General features: G+C 39.8%; 29 protein-coding genes and 1 pseudogene. 5 read left to right on the top strand and 25 right to left on the bottom strand.

Annotated elements, in window-relative coordinates; all coding sequences use genetic code 11:
• Positions 1-108 precede the first annotated feature (108 nt).
• The 3 genes from AC3WTJ_RS18405 to AC3WTJ_RS18395 all read right to left on the bottom strand — a co-directional run bounded on the left by AC3WTJ_RS18405 (position 109) and on the right by AC3WTJ_RS18395 (position 1765).
• The gene (locus tag AC3WTJ_RS18405) at positions 109-366 is read right to left on the bottom strand and encodes a hypothetical protein (RefSeq protein WP_492523036.1); all 258 of its coding nucleotides are present in this window, start codon (positions 364-366) and stop codon (positions 109-111) included.
• Positions 367-576: 210 nt separating this feature from the next.
• Positions 577-879: a hypothetical protein gene (locus tag AC3WTJ_RS18400; RefSeq protein WP_492523035.1), complete on the bottom strand. Its 303-nt coding sequence runs from the start codon at positions 877-879 to the stop codon at positions 577-579.
• Between the two features lie 187 nt (positions 880-1066).
• Positions 1067-1765, bottom strand: coding sequence for a DUF4304 domain-containing protein (locus AC3WTJ_RS18395; protein WP_492523034.1), 699 nt, complete (start codon positions 1763-1765; stop codon positions 1067-1069).
• 256 nt (positions 1766-2021) lie between these two features.
• On the opposite strand from AC3WTJ_RS18395, the gene AC3WTJ_RS18390 reads away from it, so the two are divergent.
• Entirely contained in the window at positions 2022-2981 is a 960-nt protein-coding gene (locus AC3WTJ_RS18390) for a WD40/YVTN/BNR-like repeat-containing protein (RefSeq protein ID WP_492523033.1), read from the top strand.
• Positions 2982-3283: 302 nt separating this feature from the next.
• On the opposite strand, the gene AC3WTJ_RS18385 is transcribed toward AC3WTJ_RS18390, so the two are convergent.
• The 6 genes from AC3WTJ_RS18385 to AC3WTJ_RS18360 form a co-directional block, all read right to left on the bottom strand.
• Positions 3284-3487: a hypothetical protein gene (locus AC3WTJ_RS18385; protein WP_492523032.1), complete on the bottom strand. Its 204-nt coding sequence runs from the start codon at positions 3485-3487 to the stop codon at positions 3284-3286.
• A gap of 185 nt (positions 3488-3672) precedes the next feature.
• The gene (locus tag AC3WTJ_RS18380) at positions 3673-4263 is read right to left on the bottom strand and encodes an HAD family hydrolase (protein ID WP_492523031.1); all 591 of its coding nucleotides are present in this window, start codon (positions 4261-4263) and stop codon (positions 3673-3675) included.
• A 168-nt stretch (positions 4264-4431) separates the two neighbouring features.
• Positions 4432-4917, bottom strand: coding sequence for an 8-oxo-dGTP diphosphatase (locus AC3WTJ_RS18375; protein ID WP_492523030.1), 486 nt, complete (start codon positions 4915-4917; stop codon positions 4432-4434).
• Positions 4918-5078: 161 nt separating this feature from the next.
• Positions 5079-6029: a UDP-N-acetylmuramoyl-tripeptide--D-alanyl-D-alanine ligase gene (locus tag AC3WTJ_RS18370; protein ID WP_492523029.1), complete on the bottom strand. Its 951-nt coding sequence runs from the start codon at positions 6027-6029 to the stop codon at positions 5079-5081.
• Positions 6030-6425: 396 nt separating this feature from the next.
• Positions 6426-7364, bottom strand: a complete 939-nt coding sequence (locus AC3WTJ_RS18365; RefSeq protein WP_492523028.1) for a VanZ family protein — start codon at positions 7362-7364, stop codon at positions 6426-6428.
• 802 nt (positions 7365-8166) lie between these two features.
• Entirely contained in the window at positions 8167-8952 is a 786-nt protein-coding gene (locus AC3WTJ_RS18360) for a hypothetical protein (protein WP_492523027.1), read from the bottom strand.
• A 189-nt stretch (positions 8953-9141) separates the two neighbouring features.
• Between AC3WTJ_RS18360 and AC3WTJ_RS18355 the strand changes: the two genes are divergently transcribed.
• A complete protein-coding gene (locus tag AC3WTJ_RS18355; RefSeq protein WP_492523026.1) occupies positions 9142-9390 on the top strand; it encodes a hypothetical protein in 249 nt (82 codons plus the stop codon).
• Positions 9391-9690: 300 nt separating this feature from the next.
• Here the strand turns inward: AC3WTJ_RS18355 and AC3WTJ_RS18350 are convergent, their stop codons facing one another.
• The 8 genes from AC3WTJ_RS18350 to AC3WTJ_RS18315 all read right to left on the bottom strand — a co-directional run bounded on the left by AC3WTJ_RS18350 (position 9691) and on the right by AC3WTJ_RS18315 (position 15687).
• Positions 9691-10167, bottom strand: coding sequence for a UPF0158 family protein (locus AC3WTJ_RS18350; RefSeq protein ID WP_492523025.1), 477 nt, complete (start codon positions 10165-10167; stop codon positions 9691-9693).
• Between the two features lie 1074 nt (positions 10168-11241).
• Positions 11242-11730 (bottom strand): hypothetical protein, encoded by a 489-nt coding sequence (locus tag AC3WTJ_RS18345; RefSeq protein ID WP_492523024.1) that lies wholly within the window; start codon positions 11728-11730, stop codon positions 11242-11244.
• Between the two features lie 190 nt (positions 11731-11920).
• Complete coding sequence (locus tag AC3WTJ_RS18340; protein WP_492523023.1) at positions 11921-12382, bottom strand: GNAT family N-acetyltransferase; 462 nt, start codon at positions 12380-12382, stop codon at positions 11921-11923.
• A 100-nt stretch (positions 12383-12482) separates the two neighbouring features.
• Complete coding sequence (locus tag AC3WTJ_RS18335; protein ID WP_492523022.1) at positions 12483-13223, bottom strand: alpha/beta hydrolase; 741 nt, start codon at positions 13221-13223, stop codon at positions 12483-12485.
• A gap of 67 nt (positions 13224-13290) precedes the next feature.
• Positions 13291-13737: a GNAT family N-acetyltransferase gene (locus tag AC3WTJ_RS18330; protein ID WP_492523021.1), complete on the bottom strand. Its 447-nt coding sequence runs from the start codon at positions 13735-13737 to the stop codon at positions 13291-13293.
• A 313-nt stretch (positions 13738-14050) separates the two neighbouring features.
• Positions 14051-14566, bottom strand: a complete 516-nt coding sequence (locus tag AC3WTJ_RS18325) for a GrpB family protein (RefSeq protein ID WP_492523020.1) — start codon at positions 14564-14566, stop codon at positions 14051-14053.
• Positions 14567-14721: 155 nt separating this feature from the next.
• Positions 14722-15003 (bottom strand): hypothetical protein, encoded by a 282-nt coding sequence (locus tag AC3WTJ_RS18320; protein WP_492523019.1) that lies wholly within the window; start codon positions 15001-15003, stop codon positions 14722-14724.
• A gap of 123 nt (positions 15004-15126) precedes the next feature.
• Positions 15127-15687 carry a 5' nucleotidase, NT5C type gene (locus AC3WTJ_RS18315; RefSeq protein WP_492523018.1) on the bottom strand — a complete coding sequence of 187 codons (561 nt, stop codon included), beginning with the start codon at positions 15685-15687 and terminating at the stop codon, positions 15127-15129.
• Between the two features lie 350 nt (positions 15688-16037).
• Between AC3WTJ_RS18315 and AC3WTJ_RS18310 the strand changes: the two genes are divergently transcribed.
• Positions 16038-17240, top strand: a complete 1203-nt coding sequence (locus AC3WTJ_RS18310; protein ID WP_492523017.1) for an IS110 family RNA-guided transposase — start codon at positions 16038-16040, stop codon at positions 17238-17240.
• 437 nt (positions 17241-17677) lie between these two features.
• A complete protein-coding gene (locus AC3WTJ_RS18305; RefSeq protein ID WP_492523016.1) occupies positions 17678-18781 on the top strand; it encodes a chymotrypsin family serine protease in 1104 nt (367 codons plus the stop codon).
• A gap of 157 nt (positions 18782-18938) precedes the next feature.
• On the opposite strand, the gene AC3WTJ_RS18300 is transcribed toward AC3WTJ_RS18305, so the two are convergent.
• Both AC3WTJ_RS18300 and AC3WTJ_RS18295 read right to left on the bottom strand, forming a co-directional pair.
• Complete coding sequence (locus AC3WTJ_RS18300; protein WP_492523015.1) at positions 18939-19094, bottom strand: hypothetical protein; 156 nt, start codon at positions 19092-19094, stop codon at positions 18939-18941.
• A 586-nt stretch (positions 19095-19680) separates the two neighbouring features.
• On the bottom strand, positions 19681-20064 hold the full coding sequence (locus tag AC3WTJ_RS18295; RefSeq protein WP_492523014.1) for a hypothetical protein: 384 nt from the start codon (positions 20062-20064) through the stop codon (positions 19681-19683).
• Between the two features lie 249 nt (positions 20065-20313).
• Between AC3WTJ_RS18295 and AC3WTJ_RS18290 the strand changes: the two are divergent.
• A pseudogene (locus AC3WTJ_RS18290) lies at positions 20314-20879 on the top strand (IS110 family transposase); the annotation flags it as partial.
• Between the two features lie 134 nt (positions 20880-21013).
• Here the strand turns inward: AC3WTJ_RS18290 and AC3WTJ_RS18285 are convergent.
• The 6 genes from AC3WTJ_RS18285 to AC3WTJ_RS18260 all read right to left on the bottom strand — a co-directional run bounded on the left by AC3WTJ_RS18285 (position 21014) and on the right by AC3WTJ_RS18260 (position 24843).
• Complete coding sequence (locus tag AC3WTJ_RS18285; RefSeq protein WP_492523013.1) at positions 21014-21418, bottom strand: NUDIX hydrolase; 405 nt, start codon at positions 21416-21418, stop codon at positions 21014-21016.
• 533 nt (positions 21419-21951) lie between these two features.
• A complete protein-coding gene (locus tag AC3WTJ_RS18280) occupies positions 21952-22548 on the bottom strand; it encodes a DoxX family membrane protein (protein WP_492523012.1) in 597 nt (198 codons plus the stop codon).
• A 262-nt stretch (positions 22549-22810) separates the two neighbouring features.
• Positions 22811-23101, bottom strand: a complete 291-nt coding sequence (locus AC3WTJ_RS18275; protein ID WP_492523011.1) for a hypothetical protein — start codon at positions 23099-23101, stop codon at positions 22811-22813.
• A gap of 225 nt (positions 23102-23326) precedes the next feature.
• Positions 23327-24100, bottom strand: a complete 774-nt coding sequence (locus tag AC3WTJ_RS18270; protein ID WP_492523010.1) for a DUF5995 family protein — start codon at positions 24098-24100, stop codon at positions 23327-23329.
• Between the two features lie 219 nt (positions 24101-24319).
• Complete coding sequence (locus AC3WTJ_RS18265) at positions 24320-24700, bottom strand: HAD family hydrolase (protein ID WP_492523009.1); 381 nt, start codon at positions 24698-24700, stop codon at positions 24320-24322.
• The gene (locus AC3WTJ_RS18260) at positions 24601-24843 is read right to left on the bottom strand and encodes a hypothetical protein (RefSeq protein WP_492523293.1); all 243 of its coding nucleotides are present in this window, start codon (positions 24841-24843) and stop codon (positions 24601-24603) included. The genes AC3WTJ_RS18265 and AC3WTJ_RS18260 overlap by 100 nt, the downstream gene beginning before the upstream one ends.
• Positions 24844-25072 lie beyond the last annotated feature (229 nt).

Here is a 25072-nt window from a genome sequence, read left to right as displayed (position 1 = left end):
TTCCAATTATAGATATCTGCCCTTTAGCTTAATAAAACAGGGAGCAGACTGCCGCAGCAGTCTGCTCCCTGGAAGCGTTCAACTAAAGTTCTATCGTTAGTTGAATAGCTATTTGTCATTAAAAAATCTTCTATGTTGCAGTTCAAGCAACTGTATGTCTTTTGAGCAATTTTCACAGTAGTAGCGAAACTTCAAATGATATTGGTTTCCATAACTATAAGTTCCGTTCAGGTTGTACCAACCTCTTTTGAGAAAGGTCTTTTCATTATTTTTCACCAACTTTTTCTTGCAGTCAGGACAGATTTTTTTAAAGAACAGTAATTTAAGAAGTTCTTTCGGTTTCAACTCAAACTCATAAGATGGCATCTCCTGATCCCCTAAAACTAAACTTGATACCTCATCATATAACTACACAACGCAACTCTCCTCCCCGCTAGTTGAAAAAATGGAAGCCTTAAATGCCAGGCTGTTCGATCTGCTCCTACTCTACAACCGATCCCCGTTACATGTATATCTGGAAATAATCGCAAGGTGGCAAAGAATATTTCTTAAGTTGTTGTGTTCCATACTCTTTCTCTATTTGTCTGGATACTTTTCGAGATCTTCTTTTATTCCTTTTAACTCTGAAGATAGTCTCTCAAACAGTACTCTATTTTGTGGATCGTCCCTATCTTTAAAGTTTGTATTGCCAAAAAAATAGTACGACACATTCATAATACGTGTTTTAATACGCTCCCCATCTTCATCAAACTGGCTCTCATAAAATGCATTAATTTTCTCTCTTTCGGAGTCAGGAAATCCGACATATTCAAAACTTAATTCAAAAACCTTAACAATTTCAAGCGCAACCTTCTTAAAATCACTTTTTTTTACCCTCATTGTTGAATCCTCCTCCATTGAGCATCCAGAAATAAACAGTGTCAGAACTAATAATACATGCACTAAACGAATCATATTGGGTCCTCACTTCTTCTTACCAGATATATCATTAGCAGTTTTTTTATAATATCTTGAGAGTGCTATATCATGGAACTATTGCCCTTAGCGTGGAAACGGCAGCCAATCGTCATGGATCTGTTGCCTTATTGTAATTGAACTCTCGTTCTGCGTTAGCGCAATCGATTATCTCTGTGAAGTTCTGAATCAGTCCTGTTGCCTTACCTATGTTATCAAGTCCCCAACGTGCAAAATTAGCGGCTTCTGCATCATTACCGAGAAAATCATGTGTACGTGCTAATAACAAAGCTAACCTTAAATCCAATGGTGCTCCATAACTAACTAATCTCTTTGAACGATTCGATAACTCGTTCATATTTATTGAGGTTATTACATGGGGGAAATTATTGAATTGTGAGAAGTAACTTGTACCACGTCTTACAATCATTTCTTTCATTTCTTGAATTACAGTCCTTGATTCATCCTCCGTATTACCAAACCGAAACCAAATTTCACTTTTCTTCATTCGAAGAACATTTGACTGGAACCAGTTTAATTCATGAAATAACCGCGTTCTAAATTCACAGTCATAAACAGTTAGTTTACTTACAGGAACAAGCTCACCGGAAGTATTAGGTAGGAAATCAAAATGGACCCCTAGTTCAACAACGCAAGAGCCACCATACTTATCAGCCTGGATAACGATAGTGTTAATTACATGGTTCTTGTTATCCTTTACAAAGTGATGATCTGTACCTGAAAATCCAAGTTCATGAAGTTCTGAAGCGAGATATTTCTTAATTAACTTTCTAAATTCACTTGTTTTCATTTGAATAACCTCTTCGCCATTTTCCCTTCATCAATACGTTATAAAATCGGTTTTACTATAATTCGGGAAATATTGTATATTTCCTTCAGCGATGTTTATTAACGTAATCTCCCGTTACTTGAATAGGCCCCTCCATGTGGACAAAAATTATAACCATTACTTTTTTAAAAATAACTATATTATTAAGGCTTTCTAAATGTTACATTGATTTAAATGCACTAAATATTTCCACATATACAAGAGATAAGGTGACATAGTGAAATCCACTTTTATAAGAATATTAATTATTTTTGCCTCTTCGTTACTAATATTTTGCTTTATAGTTCTTTCAATTAGATTTATCTATCTCAAATTCTCATTAAGTTACTTGGAACCATCTGGTTACGTTGAAGGTAGTTGGATAGAACTTCCTGACAAAAAGGGGAATTTTAAAAAGATTGCTTTTGGTAATGGGCTGTTTGTTGGATTAGGGTCAGAAGACATTGCGTCATCGGTTGATGGGAGAACTTGGACATATCATTCAACAATCACTAATGCAAAAATTGGATTGCTTGAAGATGTCACTTACGGTAATGGTCGTTTTGTTGCCGTAGGGTTAAAAGAAATAGTAACCTCATCGGATGGTATGAATTGGTCAAAAATAGAATCAGAAGTTAATAATCCACTGCAAAGTGTGACCTATGGTAATGGTGTATTTGTAGCGGTAGGATCTGGAGGACTTGGTGCAGTCATGCGATCAAAGGATGGATTGATTTGGGAGAAATATAGTAGTTATCCTCATTGGAGTGTTTGTTATGGAAATGGTTTATTCGTCGCGGTAGGCGCCTACGAAGCATCCTTTTCAACTGATGGAATTTCTTGGACCAGAGTCACTATTCCTGAAAAATCGGGCGGAGGTTATCTCAATTCAGTTGCGTACGGAAAAGGTCAATTTATAGCTGCAGGCGGAAGAGATGATTTGGGGAGTGTATTATGGGCTTCAGAGAATGGATCAAATTGGAAAGCTGTTTTGCGAGTAAAAGACCATATCTCGGATATTAAATATGGGAATGATAAATTCTTGCTTGCTGGTATCGAATCATTTATTTATTCAGAAGATGGACAAACATGGGATCAAAAATTGTTACCTCCCGGCCTTAGTCTACGTGGTATTGTTTACGGAAACAACGAGATAGTTGCAGCAAGCTCTCACTCAAGAATATTAATAATTAATTAATACACCACATTCTACTGCCCAGTACTTCAATAAAATCAAACAGGAGCTACTTCAATGCAGCTCCTGAGCTATAGTTCTTACGTTAGCGGAACATTAAAGCTATCTCTATTTAGTTCTAGGGTTTGTAAATAGGCCGATAATTTCTATAATCTCGGCTTCAGCAACACGGTTTGGTCCCTCCATGAAATATCCTTTAAGTCCTACTTTAATATCATGAATATGTCTTTCCTCTCGTGCTTTAGGAAACATTATCCACATTCTAGCGGTCCCTGATTCTAAAACTGAACATGCCTCATTAATAATTATTTCTCCTTTCTCATCTTCGAACTCAGGGTGGATACTCTCAACTCAATCCCTGTCTCTAAAAAATCCCCTTCTAAAGCAAAATCACTTCTATATCCTTGTCTAGGAAGTATTTTCCTACCTCCTTCTTCTCTCGTAAAAAATCTATACTTTACTTTAAAATCAGGTTGAAACCCACGCTTTACTTCATTTGATATCCACATGCGAGTACCCCCAAAAATGTTATTATAAAGTCATTCTCTGCATTGGAAATTTTTCCTTTATTTGTAACTATCCTGCCCAATAGCTTAATGAGGCTGCCCGATTTAATATCGTGGCAGCCTCACTTTAGTTCCTGAACTATCGTGACCCGATAGTTCAACGGAGATTAATCTTTTACTGCATTGAATCAATCTTCTACAGCTGACAAAAGTGAAGTGACATTATAAATCCAGTCCCCGTTTTCGTCGGCTAATATGGTTTTCCAACCGAGCGAATTTGCTTCCTTTAAATTTTTATTCTGATCATCAACAAACAATATATCTCTATGGTTATTTAGTTGCTCATGAACATGTGCGTATATTTCTGGCTTAGGCTTGCAATAGCCTATTTCGCTGGATACTGTAATGCTACTTATATAAGGTTCAATAGGCTTAAGTATGGATTTAATCCACTCTATTCGATGATTACTTAATAAATGAATATTTGCGTATGTACTCCACAACTGTACTTTCTCAATAGCCGGTAATGGACGAATATTTGAAATAAGGAGTTCTTTTGCCTTTTCCACATGAATTGAAGGGAATTTTAAATGTAACTGCTTCCAGAAACCTTCCTCTGGTATCTTTCCAGTCCATAACTCATCACGCATTTCCCTTCTAAAATCAAAAAGCATTTCATAAAGAGTATTTGTTTGTTCCGATAGTTCTTGCCAAAAAAGAGGAGAAAAATTAGTAGCAAGCACCCCTCCAATATCGAGGACTAATTCTTTATCAGCCATGTATGAAACCTCCACCGAAAAGTTTAAAACATATTCGACTTATAGAGTACAAACACCTCTTACACAACTAATCTGCCCTTCAATGAAAAAGAGAGCCTCTGCCGACCGGGCAATCTGCTCCCTGATTGTTAAACTATCGTGTCCCGTCCCTCGGTTTTAACGTAATGACTACCCGAGTAACCTAAGCTTGTCTTCAATCGAGCTTTTACTATCTTCATCCCATACGACAGATATTTCAAAAGTTCCCTTTTCGAAAAATAGTGGTAATCTACGTTTAAACCATGACTGCATAGGTAAGTTTATAGCGTCATCTATATCTACCCAGTGCAACTCACCTTCAGGTGGATTAGATAATAATTCCCCTTCAAAATTTTTAACCAGATAATTGAAGACCATATATCTGTAATTCGTTTTAGGCACGACATATTCGTCTATTCCTTTGAAAATTAGGTCCTCTGGCTTAGCAATCAGTCCTGTTTCTTCTCTAAGCTCACGTACAGCTCCTTCGGTTAAACTTTCAGGGAAATCAACTTTCCCTCCAGGACCGAGATACCCTGGGAATCCCAGTTTGTCAGGTCGATTCAGTAGTAATACCTTATCTTCATCTTGTACTAAGCACATCGTGTACAATCCGCACTCATTCTTAATCGACATTGTCTTCCTCCAATAATCTTGTAGTAATTGGTATTTCTATATTGTTATCTAGTTTCCTTCAAACCATAGTAACCGTTACTTCAATGGAACTAAAAAGAGAGCTGCTTCAATGCAGCCCCTGCGCTATCGTTCGCCGTTCGTAATAATGCACTCACTTTGTACTATAATAAATCCTGCATTATCGTCTCCAATTGCATCCCTCTCGATCCCTTCAGAAGGATTACATCGTCTTTCTTTACCATCTTTCTTAAATCCTTAGTTAATTCTTCTTTGTCTTGAAACGACTGGACTCTACCGCTGTGAAAATTTTCTTCCGCTTCTAATGCTATGTGCTTACCAAGAGTACCGACTGTGTAAATAAAATCAATTTTAGTCGGATTAATATTTCTCCCTATATCCCGATGAAATTCTTGCTCTTGTTCACCTAGTTCAAGCATATCTCCTAAGACTAAAAACTTTCTTGCATAACCGGTTAATTCTTCAAAGGTTTTTATTGCAGCAGTCATGGAATTTGGGCCGTTATAAATTAGAATTCCATTATCTTGTAGGCCATTGACAATCTCTAATTTCGCGGCAGCAATATCTTCCCTTGACCCAAGACTCGATAAGTGAGACACACCAATCATTGTTATGACAGCAACGTCTGGCTGGGCTATACGGGAGAGTCGATCGATTTGACCACGCTCACTCATTCCCATTTCAATCACAGCAACTTCTGAGTTCTTATCTATCTCAAGTATTGTCAAGGGAACCCCTATTTGGCTGTTTAAATTCCCTAATGTTTTATGAACTCGGTATTTTGTCTGCACTACAGAATTTATCATATCTTTTGTGGTTGTCTTACCATTACTACCAGTTACACCAATTACTTTTATTGATAATTCCCTTCGATAATTAGTCGCCAAATTTTGAAGTGCTTTCAAACAATCATCAACATAAATAAGCGGTAAATGATCAGGAGGATTGGGATGATCCTTTTGCCATAGAGAGGCTATCGCTCCTTTGGATATTGCTTCTTCCACGTATTCGTGACCGTCCAATTGTCTGATGATGGGGATAAATAAATTACTTGTCTTTACAGTTCTAGAATCAATGGAAACCCCTTGAATCATGAGGTCATCATATACATTAGATAGTCCATTACCTTCAGTTATCGATAATTGCAGCTAATACCTAGTTCTATTTTTATTCCCCCGCCTTCAGACGCTTTCAAAAAAACGGATGAACTGCGTCTTATTTAGTACGCCCTTTTTCAGGTACTCCGGATTTAATTTTCATGGGAGTTTAATGAATCCATCTATTCATCGCTTTTCTTAATAAATTTCTCATCGTATAGCCCCTTTTTGATGAGGTTCTCAATTTTCTCTTTTGGAACGCTTACTGACAAGTCGCCCATGGTCAGTTTTACTGACTGAAACATCCCGATCTCAAAAGCACAAAAAAGCGCTTGAAAAACCAAGCGCGAGGTGTTATTCATGTTAAAATGGTGGCGAAGTCCCTTTAAGCACTCAGTTCCAGAAATACTGCATCCGCGTATACCCGACATCCCATGCTTTCATGTCGCCCTTAATCGTGATCTTCAGCTCATCCCCCGGCTCAAGAGGGATTTTGAATAGCGACGGAAATAGATCGGGATTACTCCGCTGATCTTCTCCAGAGTCGGTCAATATTTCATTGCCATCCCGGGTAACACGGATACTACCGGAATAATCCGTTGGTTCGGGGCATCCGTAATCGAAGGAGAAATTCGTCTGCACCTCAGACTTGTACGTGAACGTTCTGGAATCTCCTCCTTCAGCGCCATACAGGTTATAGCGAAGCGGCACCTTCTGTTCGTTGATTAGGATGCTGTCCGGTTTGTCTCCAGCGGATGAATGGCCCGAAGTATCCGTCCATACATTGATCGCCACAAACGGGCCCTCTACTTTTGTTGTTATTTTGTCTACCGCCGCCCCTAATCCCCATAAAGCTATAAAAAGAACCATACCCGATATAGCCGTTGCCACCAGATTGCGCCCGAGGCTCCGGTAACGGAAACCAAGCTTGTACGCCCCAAAACCGAGAGTTGCTCCAATCGAATTCTGAAGAGCGTCGTTAATATCGAAGCTGCCCAGGAATGTAAGGGCCTGGATCGTTTCCAGCACAAGAATCGCGATGAAGAAAAAGGTGATGAACCGGACGAAGCTGACCCGGTACAGCCATGGAATCAATATACCGAAAGGAATAAACGCAATAATGTTCCCGAAACCCACCATACTCATGAGGCTTAGATTCAGAAGATCAAATGGAGACGGCAACTTAAGGAAGTTCTCGGGCATGAAAATAAAGGTATATCGGGAAATGTTCTCCGAAGCCTCTCCTCTGCCGAAAGCGAAGAACATAAAATAAAGAACAAGTAATGTGTACAATACGGTTACAGTTAGTAAAATCTTGTGTTGTTTGACCATGGTTCACTCCTCCACTCTATTTTTCCATCTATCACTATAACTTTCTTACCCGTTTCATGCACCCCTTGATAGAATCGCCAACAGGGGTGAGATGACGCCGCCTTGTGGTTTCCCTACATCGGAGCGCCTTACGTTTCCTTCTTCCATGACTCCCACAAGGCCCGACTAGACAGTTCAGAAAGAGTGTGTTGTGCTGTCATTGGTTTTACTCCTCCTTTAGAAATATTACGAACATCATACGAACGTTATTATAACATACTCATCGTTAAAAGCTAATCTGGATAAGTCGTTTTCCTTTTAAAACTAATATCAGACGTATCGCGTATCATGTATGAAAAAAATGCTCAAAAAAGTGTAAAAGAGTTTACACCCCTAATACGCATATGCTTTGAAAGCACAAAAATAGACAGGCGGATACCTGTCTTTTTTTCACAAGATAACGAGTTCGGGTTCTGGCGACCGCAGCTTTCCTGCCTTAGTCCAGTTGTCGAATCTAAATCTATACGAATAAACGAAACTACGTACGCGGATTCTTTCATTTCATTCACGATGCTTTTCGAAGAATAAGAAAGATTGCTCTGCCTATTTCCGTATTCAAGCCATACCTGCGTCCTTCGTAGAATTTCCCTCTCTGTTTCCAAAATATAGTTAGAACGGCTGCCATATTCAATGATAGCCACGGCAATTTTTGATTTTGTCCTTGGCTGTCGCTGTTTCATTCTCTAAGTCCAGCCTAAAACTCATTTAATGGAGTCTGAAGGTATGACAATTCAAAAAGCTGCGTGGAATAAAGATATCTAGACTACTTTATTTTCTGCTGACAACGCGATCTTGCCAGTCTTCGGGTGATGCGGGTTACTCTTCCGACATTTAATAGCGGAACAGAGGATCTGCATTTATTCGAAAAGATACTTGCTCTCGCTTGAACAATCTGTGTGCCTTGAAGGAGTGTTGTATGGGGAAGCATAGGACTCATTAAGTTGTTATTATCAGTTGTATGGGTTGGGTCATTTTTAAGGGGAGCTTCAGGCGAAGGTACCTGTTGGCCCTTCCTATTTATGTTGATCAATGCGTGACCAAGTTCATGGGCAAGCAATAATCTGTAATCGTCTATTTTGGGTTCCTGAGGAATTGGCGGTCTTGTAACAAAGACAGCAGCTCCAGGACTTTTACCAATAAAATTTGAAAATGTACAGCCAAGGGTGTATCTGGGTTCTCCCTTTTTATTGAATTTGGTTCTAAAAGTCCCACCAGCATAAATGACAACAATTCGAGTTGCACCTTTTGGTGGCCTATTTTCAGGGTGGTCTCTTAAGTAACGAGCGAGCCGTAGCATCTTGGTAGTTCTTGGGCAGTTCAGGTTGGGATCGTCTTCTGTAAAAGTTGCATTTTCAGCAGGAATATCCGGTGCACCATTAAAGTTCCGAATATTTAAAACCACAAATTTAATCCCGTATGGATTCCAAACCATGTTTACCGATTCCACATCTTTAACGATTTCACTTCCCTTAACAACAGCACCTGGCAAGCGCCGAATATCTAGATATACGCAGCGTGTCTCTCCAATGGCGATTCTCCTTTGCTTCATACGATCCCTCCTTAACATCTCATATATGGTATTCGATATCTTTAGTTTCGAGTGGTTAATTGCCTAAGAGTAATGTATTAAACTCGGAAAATAAAGTTGTAGACTAAAGCGTCGTTTGCTCGTCTGCAGCCAACAATTTTACTGCTGTCCGAAGAGAATAAAGTTGTAGACTGGCTGAAGGTTTCTATTATGAGTAATTCCACAAAATACGTTGGCTTAGACGAGTCCAAATCAAAAATTGCTGTAGCCATCGCTGAAGAAGGTATACAAGAGCCAAGCTATTGGGGTATGATTCCACATTCGAAAGAAGCGATTCGCAAGCTCATTCAACAACTGCGTAAAACAGAAGATATTGTATTAGAAGTGTGTTACGAAGCTGGATCGGTTATGTACTGTACCGCTGGCTGCTTGAGATGGCCGTTTCATGCACCGTCGTAGCCTCTACTCTCATACCTAAACGTGCAGGGGATCGAGTAAAGACCGACAAACGAGATGCGTTACGGCTAGCTCAATTTTGTTCGTGGCTTCGCGACACAAACATAAGGGCTTTGAAATAAAAAATCTCCAATTTACGGGGATCCAAAAGCACTGAACCGATCTCATGAATCCCATCGCTTTTCTAGGTGTGCGGGATTTGACGCTTACCCAGATAGGAATCTGAACGCCCTTATTGCATATAACCGCCCGTTTAGCGCAATCGAGCTGTTTATTCATCCAGTGTAAAAATAGGGCCCTTTCTTACTCCTGGATTTCAATATCGTGTTCCTTACACCATTCAATTACTAATTCCTTTATCTTACTTTCTTTGTACTTGTACCAATGTTTATCGACACCATGTTCTATTATTCCATCTTTAAATCTCCGAAACGCTCCTCTTCCTTGAATGGCATCATACAGTTCTTCTCTAATGACTTCATCCTCTAGAGTCCCGATAAAATCCTGTATGATTTCATATTCGTTGTAATCGTTTCTTAACGTGAAATCAACGTAAACCCCGTCTTCATCCTCAATAATGTTTATTGCTTTTTCAATGTTCTCTCTTTGCCATTCAGGAAATTTTTCAAGTGGCTTTTCATCTTCTGCAGCCCCAATTTCTTCTCTCATTAATGTAATAACTACGCCTGTTTTGGTGTTTATAAAAGTAAAAGTATCTTCAATTTGAAGTTCAATTTCGCCGACTAGATCATCCAACTTTACTGGTTTGTTATTCTTCATTTGGCTTTTACCCCCTTTCGATTTATACAAACATCTTATCCAAAAAAACAAACAAAGCTACCTAATCGGCAGCTTCAATTTGATTTGATTAGATTATACCAATTTTGTGGCCACTGAACTATCGTCTCCCGTTAGTTTAAGCCTTTACAGCGAAGGTCGACCATAACGCAGTCTTGTTAGTTTGAATTCCCCATCGCTAGTTTTTATGACGCTAATACCATAACTACTACCGTCATTCGGCACCCAGTGTTCAGAATTTTCCTTAACTTGATATAAAACGAACCATTCGTTATGTTTTATCTCTCGTACTTCATTGATTCTTACTGAATTAATATTCATACAAAGATGTATTGCAACCAACCGTGTAAACTTTTTAGATGAAGATTCAAATACATTATTTGTTTCAGCATTGACATATGTTTTATCTTCAACGGATAGCATTAAAAGTAGCGATACAAGAAACAGATACATTTTCCTCATTAAACGTCACCACCAGTGTAAACCTCTCCTTTTCTAAAAATTATTTCCAATACCAGGTATCTTATTGAAATTCCAAGCATTCCTGCCCAGTAGCTTAATAAGGTAATTCTTCGCAAAACGAAAAAAGAAGACACCATTAAGCGCCCCTTCAATTGGTTTTTCATAAACTTGGGATGCATTTAAAATCAGCCGGGCGTACGCACCTCTTGTAATTCACAAGATAATATAGAGCTGACACCGCATCTTTTTTAAATTTAACTCAACGTACTCGCCAGTGCTTCTAAGGATTCCAAACGTTATCTCAAAGTACTATTAACCATGTATGACATCGACTGGAGCAGCTCCTTTGCTCGCTTTCTCGAAACGGTTACTCGTTCGTTAATCGAGACAATACGTATTATTTGTACTGCGTGTGCTGTTCGTGATAAATACACAACTGGATGCAATTGCACTAATAAAACTTGCTCAAGAGACTCTTCTCGCGGCTGAGTATATCTTTGTTATTATTGATCTTACCTCAACGTTAGTTGCAACATCGAAAAATAAAAAAACCACCAATATAGGCGGCTGGTAATATCCCAAGTTTAACTACAATCATCTTGTTTTTGTATTTACGCTATCAGTTAATGGTATTTCTGAAATAACCTTTGGTCCATCTAGAACAAGTAAAACACCTTCAAGTGAAGCAGATTTTATTTTTTCAACATCGACGTTTTCCTTAATTTGATATTCAACGTGAAATGATGCTTCTCTTCCTGGCTCTATAGCTCCCGCAGAGCCACTTCCACGTGGTTGCATCTTTCTAAATTCCGTATTCTCTTGCATTACCATCAATGAAGCAAGTTTATCATTTGGTCTTACCGTCACTTCCAAACCATATGAGTGCTGCCCAGGGTAGTCAAAAGTTCCATATATACGTTGTGATCCAGTATTTTTAATTCTGAAGTCGTAGCGAAGTATACGTTCAGTATTAATAACTGTTGTTTCCACACTTGTTAATACAAGCTCACGCTCATCCTTCTTTACAAATCCCATGGTAAAGAATATTGGCAAACACATTAGCAATAAAATTGCTTTTTTCATTATTAGCTCCTCCATTGAACAAGCATTTCATTTTTTAACCAGTGCTTGTTCTCAGGGGTAGGATAACCACAAAATGGATAATTATGTATTGGTCCACTAAACTGAAAAAGAGCAGTTGCCAGCTGCAGCTATCCGCTCCTTGTGATTAAGCTAACGTTATCCGTTACTTCAATGCCTGGTATGTCATCCATCACCAATGTTTTTCCATTGCTTCTTCACACCGAGCAAATCCATTTCTTGAGTAGAACTCAACACTGGTGCTACTAGGCCAAAGAATAAGAAACTCTACGTCATGTCCTTTGGACCATTTTTCCATTTTCATATGGATTTCTGTTCCTATACCTTGGCTTCTAAAAGCTTGGCGAGTGTAGACATTAGTAACATATCCGTAAAACGGGTCTCGAGTTTTCCCGGGCCTCGGTACTTTATGTATCAACTGTAAATACATATGTGAAACTATCTTATTTTCAACTTCTGCCAACCAAATATACCAGTCTCCGCTTTCAAACGCGTTAACTAGAAACTCGCTACAAATCTGGTGAAACTCTTCGTAACTTACCGTACTATCTCCATAATCCTCTGTAGAGAAGTCCCAACGCATTTGAACAAGTTCATCTACATCATCTAATGTCGCTAATCGTATATTTACCATTCTCTCATCTTCCTCTGTCTGGTCTATGAAACATATAACGAAACTAACGGTACGGTCTTGCGGCAGCTTCTAATGTATTGCGTTCAACTATAGTGTCCCGTTAGCTTAGAGATAGTAAGGTCTTATCAAGGAACTCCTTTATCTTTTGCAGCATTCCTAACGTAATCTGATGATTAACTCTCGGGTACTCAATTAATTGGATATGATCTGCTGGTTTACCATCTGTTGTTATAGCATTTATAAAGTATAATTGACTATCTATAGGAATTGAAGTGTCATCCTTACAATGAAGTAGCAATAATGGTTTTTCTTGATTCATTCGAATATAGGAAAGTGGATCATTTTGTTGTAAAAGAGATTTGGCACTAGCCTCCATCGGATTCAATCCATTTTTTTTGCGATATAGTTCTTCAAATTGAACCCAAGCACAGGAACCATTAATAACAATTGCGGATTGAATCTGTTGATGTTTAGCGTATGTTCCAGCGGTAATAAATCCGCCTGTTGAGTGGCCAATCACTGCTATTGGACCATCACTGTATTGTATGGCCTCCGCAACTATTTTCTCTGCTTCATGTACTCCTTGAAAAACGATAGGCCAGAAATTAACCTGTAACGTTTCTTTATCAAAATAATTAAGGCATCCGCGCTCTCCATGGCAAGGTAGTTCAGGTATAATTACTCGATATCCCCAACTTGATATTAACGATGCAAAAAACTTGTAACTTTCTATCGTCGATCCCCATCCATGGTACAGAACAATTTGTCCAAGTTGTTCAGATGAAGGATCTAGTATAATACATGGTACTCCACAAATATCTCGATATTCAATCTGTTCCATGTGGGGATCTCTCCTTCTCCGTTTGCTCTTTATAATGATCATATAGATCCAAGTGAGTAATTATTTTTTAATTAAGTAGAAGTAACCGTATAATTTCACCATCAATTATCTCTTCGCTTGCTTTTTTAAACCCCAAGGATTCATACATCTCTCCAGCAATTAAGTTATTAGGTCTATGCCCAATCATAATTCTTTTGCAGCCCATTGAATCAATCAGTTCAATTAGTTGTTTCATTGCTGTCTTTCCGTAACCCTTACCCTGGTGATTTTCATCAATCATTATTGCAGGTATCCAGTGGTTGCCATCCGAGTCTGGATTCTTACAAAAAGCAAAAAATCCGATTAAATTATCATCACAATAAATTGCGCGCAGCTCAAAATCATCAACATATTTAGATTCTGCAATCCAATAAACAACAGGTGCAGGAAAAACATTTAGTTGTTCTTTCTTAACTTTTAACTTGGTACAATCATGCCAGTTTTCAATGGACACTTGCTTTAATTCAATACCCAAAGAGAATTCCTCCCAAAATTGCTTCATAGAGGATTTTATCTCTCTATGACTATAATTGAACATCCTTCATTGTAACCACAACTATATGGAAATTTTTCATACCACATCACTCCTTTCAATTTGGAAATCACCCATTTATCTTACCACTAAGTTTTTCGTCTTAATTGGTATAAAACAGCTATAAAAATTGACTCTTGAGATCTGACTCTAAAGTTGATTATCCACCACGCTCTACTGCCCGTTTAATTGAGCGGATTGAGTAATAACTAAATAAGCGATGGATCAACTCCATAGCTCCGCTATCGTAACCTAGTTAGTTGAATCCTAACTTCTCCAAAGTAGTATTTATAAAATCCGTTTTAGCATGAGAATAAGTAATTTTATCGGTTTGATGTGTTCTGGAAAGCGTCTCTTTTAAAGCCTGGTAACCATTCAATGCCTCATTGTCATTCAGTAAATAATCCCGGAATGCAAGTTGCTTTTTCATATCAATACTGCCCGATTGGAACATGTGTATTTGATGAGTTCGTGGCTCCCCTTTGCTAAAGTAATACCTTTCCGGTAGTATATCTGTTCCTTTATATTCATAACCAAGTCGCTCCAAACCCTTAACACACTCTATGCCGAGTTGATAATCATTCAGTTCGATTGCGATATCAATTATTGGCTTGGCTGATAAGTTCTTTATCGCTGTACTCCCAATATGGTGAACTGCTAGGACAAGTTCACCTAATTCAGATTTAATATTTTCACTCTCATTCCTAAATTCTGTTAACCACTCATTAGTCCAGGGAACAAGATAAACTTCCCCTTTCGGTAGACCAAGCATCAGCCCCAACCTCCTAAAGAATATTCACATCAATTATAACAGATATTGGAAGCATCATGCCCGTTAGGTGAGTGTAGGCCGCCAATCGTGCCGGCAACCTCCCGTTGTATTGTATATTGTACAAACGTGTCCCGATAGCTTAACAAGATGCCTTACTATTGAATACCTGCAGTTCCAAAGGTGCTATTAATTACTTTTTTATAATTATCCCACTCAAAATAAAAAGGACCGATATTAATTTTTTTCATCTCAGGCTCAAGTAAAAAGTCTTTCCAGGTAACAACATTATTCTCCCTATCGATTTTTACAGAAATAATTCCGCAACCTTCATCACCACACCACGAACAAACCATAAGGGGAAATCTGTACCACGTTGTTTCATGTGGTTTTCTCAGTAAAAAATAATCAATCATTTCTCTCTGATTGTCATTACTCATCCAACCTAGAGCAGGGACCTTATCATGAGGACTTTGCTTCTAAGGTGTTTATTTTCTTCATAGTTACTCCCTATTTTTCAATATACATTGCTACCCAGAGTTCTGCTCAACTATCGTTCCTCGTTAATGTAATGAAACTTCTAGGGCACTGATACGTCTGCTTACCTCTAACCAATTAGACGCACGATAAACCATATCAATGTTCACAGATGTATTATACGGCTGTTCAAACAAAATAACTGGAATATTCTTACCGGCAAATTCTTTTGCATAATGGGGGGCATCATCTACTAAAACACTAACCTCGGAATCTATACACTCCTGGAGCTTATTCTCTGTGAAAGCTATACTGTTATATCTAATGCCATGATATTTAAGCCAATCAACAGTAACATCTCGAAAAAGTAAAGGACGAGCAGTAATAATAGATATTTGATGACAAAGAGATAATTCCTGTAATACTTCTACTGCATTAGGATAAGGGGCTGAGTTCCAATGAATATCATGACCGTATTGATGATAAACTTTTTCACGTTCTGCATTATCCCACCCGTATAACCGGTAAAAATAAAAATCGTTAACATCTTTAGGGCTATACGATAAACCAGAAGCCTTGTTATAAAACTGTAAATAAGACGAAGTGGCATCAAGAACTGTATTATCTAAATCTACTCCAATATGCATTTCTTTTACCCCCAACTTTGAACATTCCATTCATTGTTCAATTACGATTTTAAGAATATTCGTTATCGGGTTTTAATTCCCACCTATTTCCATGCAAACCTGCCCGTTCGTATTATGAGGTCACCAGATATTTCTGGTAGACCTCATTTTTGTGTGGTCTTAAGATAGCGGTAGCCGGGGATCGAGCGTATCTGCCCGTGGGACTTTGATCCCGAGAGCTATTCTGTTCATCCCCCCTACTTGTTCAACCATGGTTAGGCTGGTTGGGACATGAATCCCGTATCACATGCGATAGTATGGAAAACAAGAAGGTTAGGGGTTGCCGGTGAGAATACTACAGGAGTGATGTTATGAATCCAGTCATTGGTTTGGATGTTTCAAAAGGAGAGAGCCATGCACAAGCTTTTTTAGATCGTGGAGTACCTCATGGGAAGATTTTTAGGTTTAGTCATGATATTGAAGGCTTAGCTTCTTTTTTAAAATATATTAGAGGATTGGAATCAGCTGCAGAGATGCCTCCCACCATTGTTATGGAAGCGACAGGCCATTATCACAGCCCCGTCGTTCAGTATTTGGACGAGCAACAGTATCTGTACATCATAATTAATCCGTTAATCTCACACGAAGCCAAGAAAACCAATTTGCGACGGGTGAAAACAGATGCCGCTGATGCTTATCAACTTGGGACACTGTTTTATAAAGAGGAGTTTGAACCCTACAAGAAACGGGGGCAGCATCTCATGAATTTACGGTATTTAACACGACAATATGAATCTTTAACGGGTATCTATGTTCAAGCAAAACTACAATTCCAGTCAATTCTGGATCAGGTTTTCTCTGAATATCATGGCGTGTTTGGTGATCTTTATTCTAAAGTTTCCCTTCGATTTCTGGCATTACACCAAACATCTAAAGAGGTCCTAGAAATGTCCGATAATGAAATTGCAACAGCGATCGGGCGACTCACTGGGCGTGGTAAATCCGCATCGTGGTGTTTGGAACGTGCTCAAAGCCTGGCAGCTGCGGCAAGGCGAAATCCATTTAAGGAGACGGCTTTTCCAAGCCACTTGATCTCCTTGCAGTTGCTCATCAAGTTGCTTCTTCAATACCAGGAGCATCTAGCAACCCTTATTAAATCGGTAGATGCCCTGGCAGAAGAGTTACTAGAATATGATTTAATTCAATCGATACCCGGTATTGGCACTAAAATTGCTGCAACAATTTTGGCTGAGATTGGGGAAATCGATCGGTTTGATCACGCAAAGAAACTGGTGGCCTTTGCTGGCGTTGATCCAAGCGTATTTTCTTCAGGTAAGTTTACAGCAACCCAGAATAGAATCACTAAGCATGGCTCCAGGAGACTTCGTACTGCCCTGTATCAAGCAGTAAGATGTGGTATCCGTAGCAATAGAAATAAGAAATTAAGAGCTTATTATGATAAGAAACGTGCTGAAGGGAAGCTGTTCAAAGTAGCAATAATTGCTTGTGTGAATAAACTCATCCACTGGATTTTTGCCATCTTAACTACTAAGGAAGTGTTCCGTTTAGAGTAGTCATGAATGCTAGAAATATATGGAATATAATTTCGTGCTTTATGGGACGGTTATTTCCCATGCACATTTTTAAGTATATCACTTCATGAATCCATTATTAATAATTAAATATTGACAAGCTATTAGCTGGAATAGTTCAGCAAGTTACAGGTCAATTTATTGCTTATCGGAAATCGGACAATGTTTTTGTCACGAATCGGGAATCAGCTCAAGTTCTTGTCATCGTCAAATGACAAGAACTTGAGGGATAATTAAAAAAGCCCGCGGTTTAAGCGTACTTCATTCGGACAGTGTTCTTGACAACTGACACTCGTTGTCGGATGTCAAGAACATTGTCTCTCCTTTTCATTAGATAAGCTGGTTTTTTTCAACGCCCAATCAACCTCCATCCCTAATCCATATGATTACATATCAATTGTGGAAAGGGAGATGCGTTTATGGGTTCTACTTTTTATCAGGCGTTTAAGCTGAAAAATCGAATTTGGCGGAGTATGTTGGGGAGACCGGGAGTTACTGGTATTGGGGTCGGCTTCGCTGACCCGAACAAACCCGCGAAAGGTGCAGCTATTATTTTATATACCGATAAAAAAATGTCTACGGCAAAAAAGTCCGGTTTGTATGAAGTAACAGGTAAATGGACTAAAGCATCATCCGTACCTTTCCGAGTCTACATGACGGGACAATTCAAGGAGTCTTCCGTCTCTCCGACTCAATCGGGGCCACGCGAGAGATGGCGTCCCATCCCGGGAGCTGTCAGTGTAGGAACTACGGTACCGACATCTGCGGGCGGAACCGGTGGACTAATCGTCATTAAAAATAATACCCTTTTTATTTTGAGCAACGCTCATGTGCTGGTTCCGGATAACACAACTGAGTTCCATAATACAATTCAGCCTTCTCCGGCAGATGGCGGTCGAACCGCTGATCAGATCGGCAGAGCTTTTCAATTCGTGCCACGAAGAACGACTAGCGCAAATTTTCAAGATTCGGCCATTGCTGTCGCGAACTCAAACAGTTTGCTGAATCCAAGGTATTTGATTAATGAAAGAGGCTCTCTGATCACGGTCCCTGGTCATTTGCTAAGTTATCAGGTAGGGATGACATTCAAAAAAATGGGTAAAACAAGCGGCTTCGGAAGAGGCGTCGTAGAAGCGATCGGCGTGGAGCGAACGGTGACAGGCAATCTAGGTACGCTACTTTACCGTGACCAAACGGTTGTACGATTTACAGAAAATCGTTCCCTCCCAGGAGACTCCGGTTCCGTATGGCTCAATGACAGCTCCGATCGACTGAATAACTATGCGGCAGCCGTCCATTTTGCCAGCCCTTCCGACGGAAGCAGATCCATCTGTTATCCGATAGAAAGAGCGATGAGAAGCTATGGAACATTAGTTGCTATTCCGGCAGGTAGTACAGGACGTTTCAAAGCCGGAGCCGTCGGAGGACGCGCACCAAGAAACAATTATGCTTATGTTCGTCCACTAACCCGGAAACAATTATCCCTCACTACTCCTGTCTTTAACGTTAGAAGGAAAAAATGAAAAGGCGGCCCCTGTTTCATCCCAGTATTCTGTCAAAAGATGACTTCTGTATTAATCAGGAATCATCTTTTTTTTATGTTCCCATATAATTATGTCAGCCAACGCCTAAATGTACCGATAGCACTACTCGATGCCAAGTACCCTATTGTACCGCCAGCTAGTCCCCCAAATAAAATGCCGACCGGTCCGCAGATAGCTTCCATCGTTGCCCCAACTTGGGCGCCGGCGTATCTCCGGCTCCTTTGGTCGCCGCGGATGCAGTATGGCCAACAGCGTTTAGCGCGACCTCGCCGCCGTTGAGCTCCCCGTTCACTGTGGCATCCCTCCTTGACGAAGCGATGTTCCCACATTCCTACCAGATCGGTGCAATTCACGTGTGGAAAATGATCGTTCTTTTCAATTAGACTTGGGGCTATTCCTCCACCTTCATTACAAAGGCTTCATCAGTCATGCCCCTGCCCTCACAAAGATAAATTCATTTCGGCAATTGCCTTATTGAAACCGTTTCGGGTAACAGCCCTTGTTGCAACGTCTCTTGTTTTCCAAGTCTCTTACATCCTAGCTATCCGTGCTGAACTTAGGTGCTTCCTCTAAGCCTGTGAGATCGATGCCACCATAGTTTGGCATAGCGACATATCCATTGGCATACCTTTTTCAAAAAAAATTTGGCTCTAGACTTTGTTCTGCCGAATCTACCTGTACTTCACACCTCATAACCTGTTAGTCATGACGCACGCAGGAGTATTGGCGGGATGGTTTTGAGATACTTGGTTCCGTCATTCCCATCCTCGGTTGTAAAGTTGAGAATACTGCTATAATCTCCTGCTTTTCGCCTATATGCTGCTTATAGCAGAACTTGTCATACGTTCTCCGATAGCTTAACAAAGGATGTTCCATTTTCAGTTTCGAACAAAATTATCAGAAACTACCGTTTTGCTCCATTCTACTCGTATACTGTACGAACCAGGCTGCAAATTTGAAAATGTCTTTTTATCTGTATATTCTTCTCCAGGATCCAAATCAATGTAGTCTTTTACTGGAACATTACCTTCTACTACTAATTTGTTGTCTCTATGTAACTTATAGCTTGCTCCTCCAATAACAGTTACCCTTTTTCCACTTTGATTTTTGAATGTATAAGTCACTGTTGTTGCTGAATCTAAATTTTCTACATTGACGGTACCGAGTAAGTCCGAATGTGCTTTTTTACCTTTTAAACACCCAGCAAAAATCATGGACATCATTATTACTAACAGAATAATCAAGTAACTTCTCTTATTCATTTATGTCACCTCTAGTACCTTATTCAATTTGTTGCTCTTACCTGATTTCAATAACCTCTATTACTCTAACGAAACCAGGGAGCAGCTGCCACGTGGCGAGCTGCTCCCTGGTTATTGCGCTATCGTTCGCCGTTAGATTCCTGTAGATGGATAAATTTCAGCTTTGTAAAAAACGAGCGCCTCGGTACGATGGAAGTACGCAACGGGTCAAAAGCCCTTTAATTCCATCATCCAGGAGGACGCTCTACTATGAAGTTTAAATCACAAGATAAGCAAAATCAACTCATTGAAAACATTACCTTTCATCATATTGTTGTTGGTGTAGACATTGCTTAGGAGGCCCACGTTGCCAGAGCGGTTAACTTTCGAGGTGTCGCTCTTGGTAATCCTTTAGTGTTTAGTAGCGACGAGGATGGTTTCAAGTCCCTCGACCGTTGGATTCGCGACTTGCTAGCTTCATTTAAATTATCTCAAGTCATCGTTGGTATGGAACCGACTGGCCATTACTGGCTAAGCCTTGCCGGGTGGCTCAAAAACAAAGCCATTGAAGCCGTACTTGTTAATCCTCATCTAGTTAAAAAGAATAAAGAAAACCGCGACATCACACGCTCTAAAAGCGACAAAAAAGATGCTTTAGTTATTGCCGACATGGTGAAAAACGGCTACTACTCCCCTGTCCGCTTCCATTCTTCCGAATACGAGGAGCTACGAGTGCTTATGGCTAACCGAGAAACGGTCGTTAAAAGACTCGTAAGTGTGCCGTTAACCAGATCCACCGCTGGGTCGACATTGTCTTTCCTGAACTGAGACAAGTTAAATATATCTCGCTCCTTTTCATTCAGCATCGAAACCTAAAGGATGAAATCCTGCGAATAGACGAGCTTGCGTGAGGAAATTAAATCATTTCGAGGGAGCGTAACGATGTACTAATTTCAATTGAATGCTCTTTTTATGATTCTCGAAATTCAACGAGAAAAGGATGAGTTTGATTATTTAACGCCATATCTATTCTATCCATGAAATTACCCCAGGATATCATTTTCCTTGCCTCTTCCAGAGAAAAGTAACCTACCTCATCACTTTCAATACTTGTTGTTAATGAACCGCCAACTGGTTTACCTGTAAAAATGTTATTACACACACCACGTGTTATGTTCTGGTACAATCCACAGAAATTAATAAGTTCAACTTCAATACCTGTTTCTTCTTTCACTTCACGGACAGCGGCTTCCCGAATGGTTTCTCCTTCTTCTACACATCCTTGTGGCATCTCCCAACCACGACGGCCTCGCATTAATAAAATTTCGTTATTTTCATTAAGTACAATTACACTCGCTGAAACGATAAATTTCATTAGCTTTCGCCTCCAAAAATACTTATACACTTCATCACTTAAACGCTTTTATGTATTAAAGTATACGGTCTCAGGATATTTTTGTAAACAATTTTATCCACGCAATCCTCTCGTTACTTCAACGAAAAGGGAGCAGTTGCCAGCCACGGTGACCTGCTCCCTGAACATTCAACTATCGTTCTTTCGTTAGTTCAATCGCTCTTTTTATTCTGTTCCCATAACATTTCATCGTAATAATCTTTCCATTCTGTGATTCCAAAATAAGCATTTACAAGCATATGAAACATATGACTCGAATAAAAACCTTCTTTATACTGGGGGTTATCTTGATTATTTCGGTTAAATCTTGGTGATCAACTACTTTCATATGCTTTGGATTGACCCATCATCCAGAATAAATGTAAAAACGTCACCTACATTCTACTTCTGGTTCATATCGTGACTTGTCCCAAAGAACGCAAACCCCCGCATTGATTGCGGGGTAAGCCTCCTATTGAACTAAATATATTTCAAATTTCCCTGCATTATAGATTTTAATGGATTTCTCGCGCTGCGCTTTTTTTTGTCGGTGACGAGCTTTGGCTATGCCATGGTGTGCCCAAGTATCGGAGTGCCCAGCGGTCAAGCCCATACCAACCGCCAATTTTCCATGCTAGCACGAGCCAGGTCGCTAAAACAAATAGTAGTGGATTGCTACTTAAAGTGCCGGCAAACAAATAACTGGCATTCATCATTCCACCAAAAAATGCTGCAATTCCGGTAAGAAGGCCAAGGATTAGACCGAGTCCTACCAGTACTTCCCCATAGGCCACCATGTAAGCAAACAATTTGGAGTGAGAAAGGACGACATCTTGCAGAAAGGTAGCGTACCACCCGGTAACATCCTTACCGCTCTCGGCTTTCGTCAAAGCGCCTTTGACAAAACTTTCAAGAGCAACTCCGCTTTTGGCTCCTACCCATGTGTCGGCGGTTATTTTGTGCCACCCCGCCTGGATCCACTCATATCCCACATATAAACGGATTACCAACCAGATCCAAGCTGCTCGGGTATCGCTAAGCAAGAAGCGGGAAATGGGATTTTCTGGAACTATTACATTCTTTACTTGAAGTTTTACAGAACTCATTTTCATACTAGAACACCTCCATTAGTATCTAAAACAAACATATGGCTATCTTCATCCCATACCGAATTCCAGTTAAAATTTTAAGAAGTAATGTTTAAATGTAATATTGACCGGAAGAATTGGAAACAAAACTGGCAGAGCTGCTTCTGTCGTCACTAGCGAAGCAATTGGGATTCAGCGAATCAATTAAGCACGAAATGTGGCTTAGGATCATTACAGACGGAAATAAAATTAAAACGTGGAGAAGGAAACCGAATTTACAGGGAAATCAAAATTTTGTTTTCAGCAAGTTTTTTGCTAAATTTTCTATAATAACATCTCGAAGGCCGTTTTCTTCTTCATCTAGAACATGAATCAGATAGTCTTCTCCCGGCTTAGAAGCTTTAAAGATAACATGCTCTTTATCGATGAGTACAATCTGATGACCGCAATCCAAAAGACATTGCTGGTAGTCCGCCAAGGTCGGTTTCTGTTTTTCCTCTAAGAAAATAATGCCTCTAAGCAAAGAAGTTCTGTCATGATGGATGACTTTAAAATGGATGGTAATTTCTTTTTTCACAGTCAGATCAACTCCCAATTTTATCTTCTCTGTTTAGGTTACCAAATCTCGTAAGGAGAATGCTGTGAGAAATGTCACAGTAAAGGGCTGTCTTCTTCGTTTTCCCGATTGGATTGTACGTGCACTTACTGTCGCGTTAAACCCACACGATCCGATCGGGAATGTGATCGCCAATTGAATATAGACTGTTCGAGAGACTATATTTGTCTTGCCTCCTACAGAAGCTTAGAACCAACGCCCTCGCCTGGACAACGGAGCGAGTTTTTTCATAAATCGAAAGGGGCGGTAATAGGCGACCTTCCGTCCAATTGCATACGCATCGCGTTCAATTCGCTGCCGCTCAATGACCCACTGCTCCTCATTAGAAGCGTCTAGTAAAAGCTCGGTATTGTGCCACACCGTGGTTCTGCAGTGAGTCAGAATGAATCTGGATAATGACTCATCCCTACGCCACATTATTCGGTCTATAACGCCGATTAAGCGGGCATAATGCAGCGTCAACTCGTCTTGAACTTGATCCACCAAGTCAGCCAAAACATCGTTGATACGTTCATGATCTCGGCGGCGCTTTAGCATAATTCGTGCATCAGGCCATGCTTGGTCCTCGCTCAGTATCATATACAATGCCAAGGGCAGGTCATTATTGATGTGCGCGTTGATGCCAAGTAAAGCATCCTGCAGCACGAAACCATATTTGACAGCAGCCTCACGAAAAGCAAGCTCCCATGCAGGTGAACAGGGTAGCCCTGCCTCGTAAGCATCCATTGCATTGAAGTAGAACTTCGCAAAGCCTACTAAAACACGCTCCATCCAAACGGTATCATGGAAAAAGCCTGATGCAAGACGCCTTTTCATCTCTTGTGTCATCAAATAATAGACACGGTGAAATACGGCACGATGGTCTCCAGACTCCTGGAAAACATGAAGTCGCTGCCTCATCACTTCGATGACGTGATTCATGGTTTGCACATGCTGAACTTGATTGCTTACAAATTCCATGGTACTCCTCCCCGAGACTCGGTCGATGCTAATTTAACAAACAGCACAATAATATTCGTATGCTAGAGATTAACATTAATTGAGTGCGTTTAATGAACTTAATAATTATTAGACTGTCTTGAAACAGAAACAGCGGTAGCCTAGACTGAAAAAATAATGTCCTAGACTGCCGCTATTTTATTGAACTATCGTTCTGCGTTAGTTAAACGGTAATTGATTTCAAGCTTCTGTAGTTGATAAAAGTGAGGTGAGATTATAAATCCAGTCCCCGTTTACGTCGGCTAATATGGTTTTCCAACCGAGTGAAATTGCTTCCTTTAAATTTTTACTCTGATCATCAACAAACAATATATCTCTATGGTTATTTAGTTGCTCATGAACAAGTCCGTATATTTCTGGCTTAGGCTTGCAATAGCCTACTTCGCAGGATACTGTAACACTACATATATATGGTTCAATAGGCTTAAGTATGGATTTAATCCATTCTATTCGATGATTACTTAATAAATGAATATTTGCGTATTTACTCCACGACTGTACTTTCTCAATAGCCGGTAATGGACGAATATTTGAAATAAGGATTTTTTCTTTCCAGTCCATAACTCTTCACGCATTTCCCTTCTAAAATCAAAAAGCACTTCATAAGGAGTATTTGATTGTTCAGATAGTTCTTGCCAAAAGAGAGGAGAAAAATTAGTAGCAAGCACCCCTCCAATATCGAGGACTAATTCTTTATCAGCCATGTATGAAACCTCCACCGAAAAGTTTAAAACATATTCGACCTATAGAGTACAAACACCTCTTGCACAACTAATATCCCTTTAGTTTAATCATTTGAAAAATACTCCCTCTGGCCTTCCGTCGGGAATGAGATAAAGTTCTTGTCATTTGGTTTTGACAAGAACTTTATCCTAAAAAACAAAAGGCCGCGATTTTCGCGGCACTTAATGAGATAATGTTCTTGTCACCCGA

This window comes from Paenibacillus sp. FW101-FHT12H11 (assembly GCF_058790355.1).
This window is presented reverse-complemented; position numbering and strand designations above follow the sequence as displayed.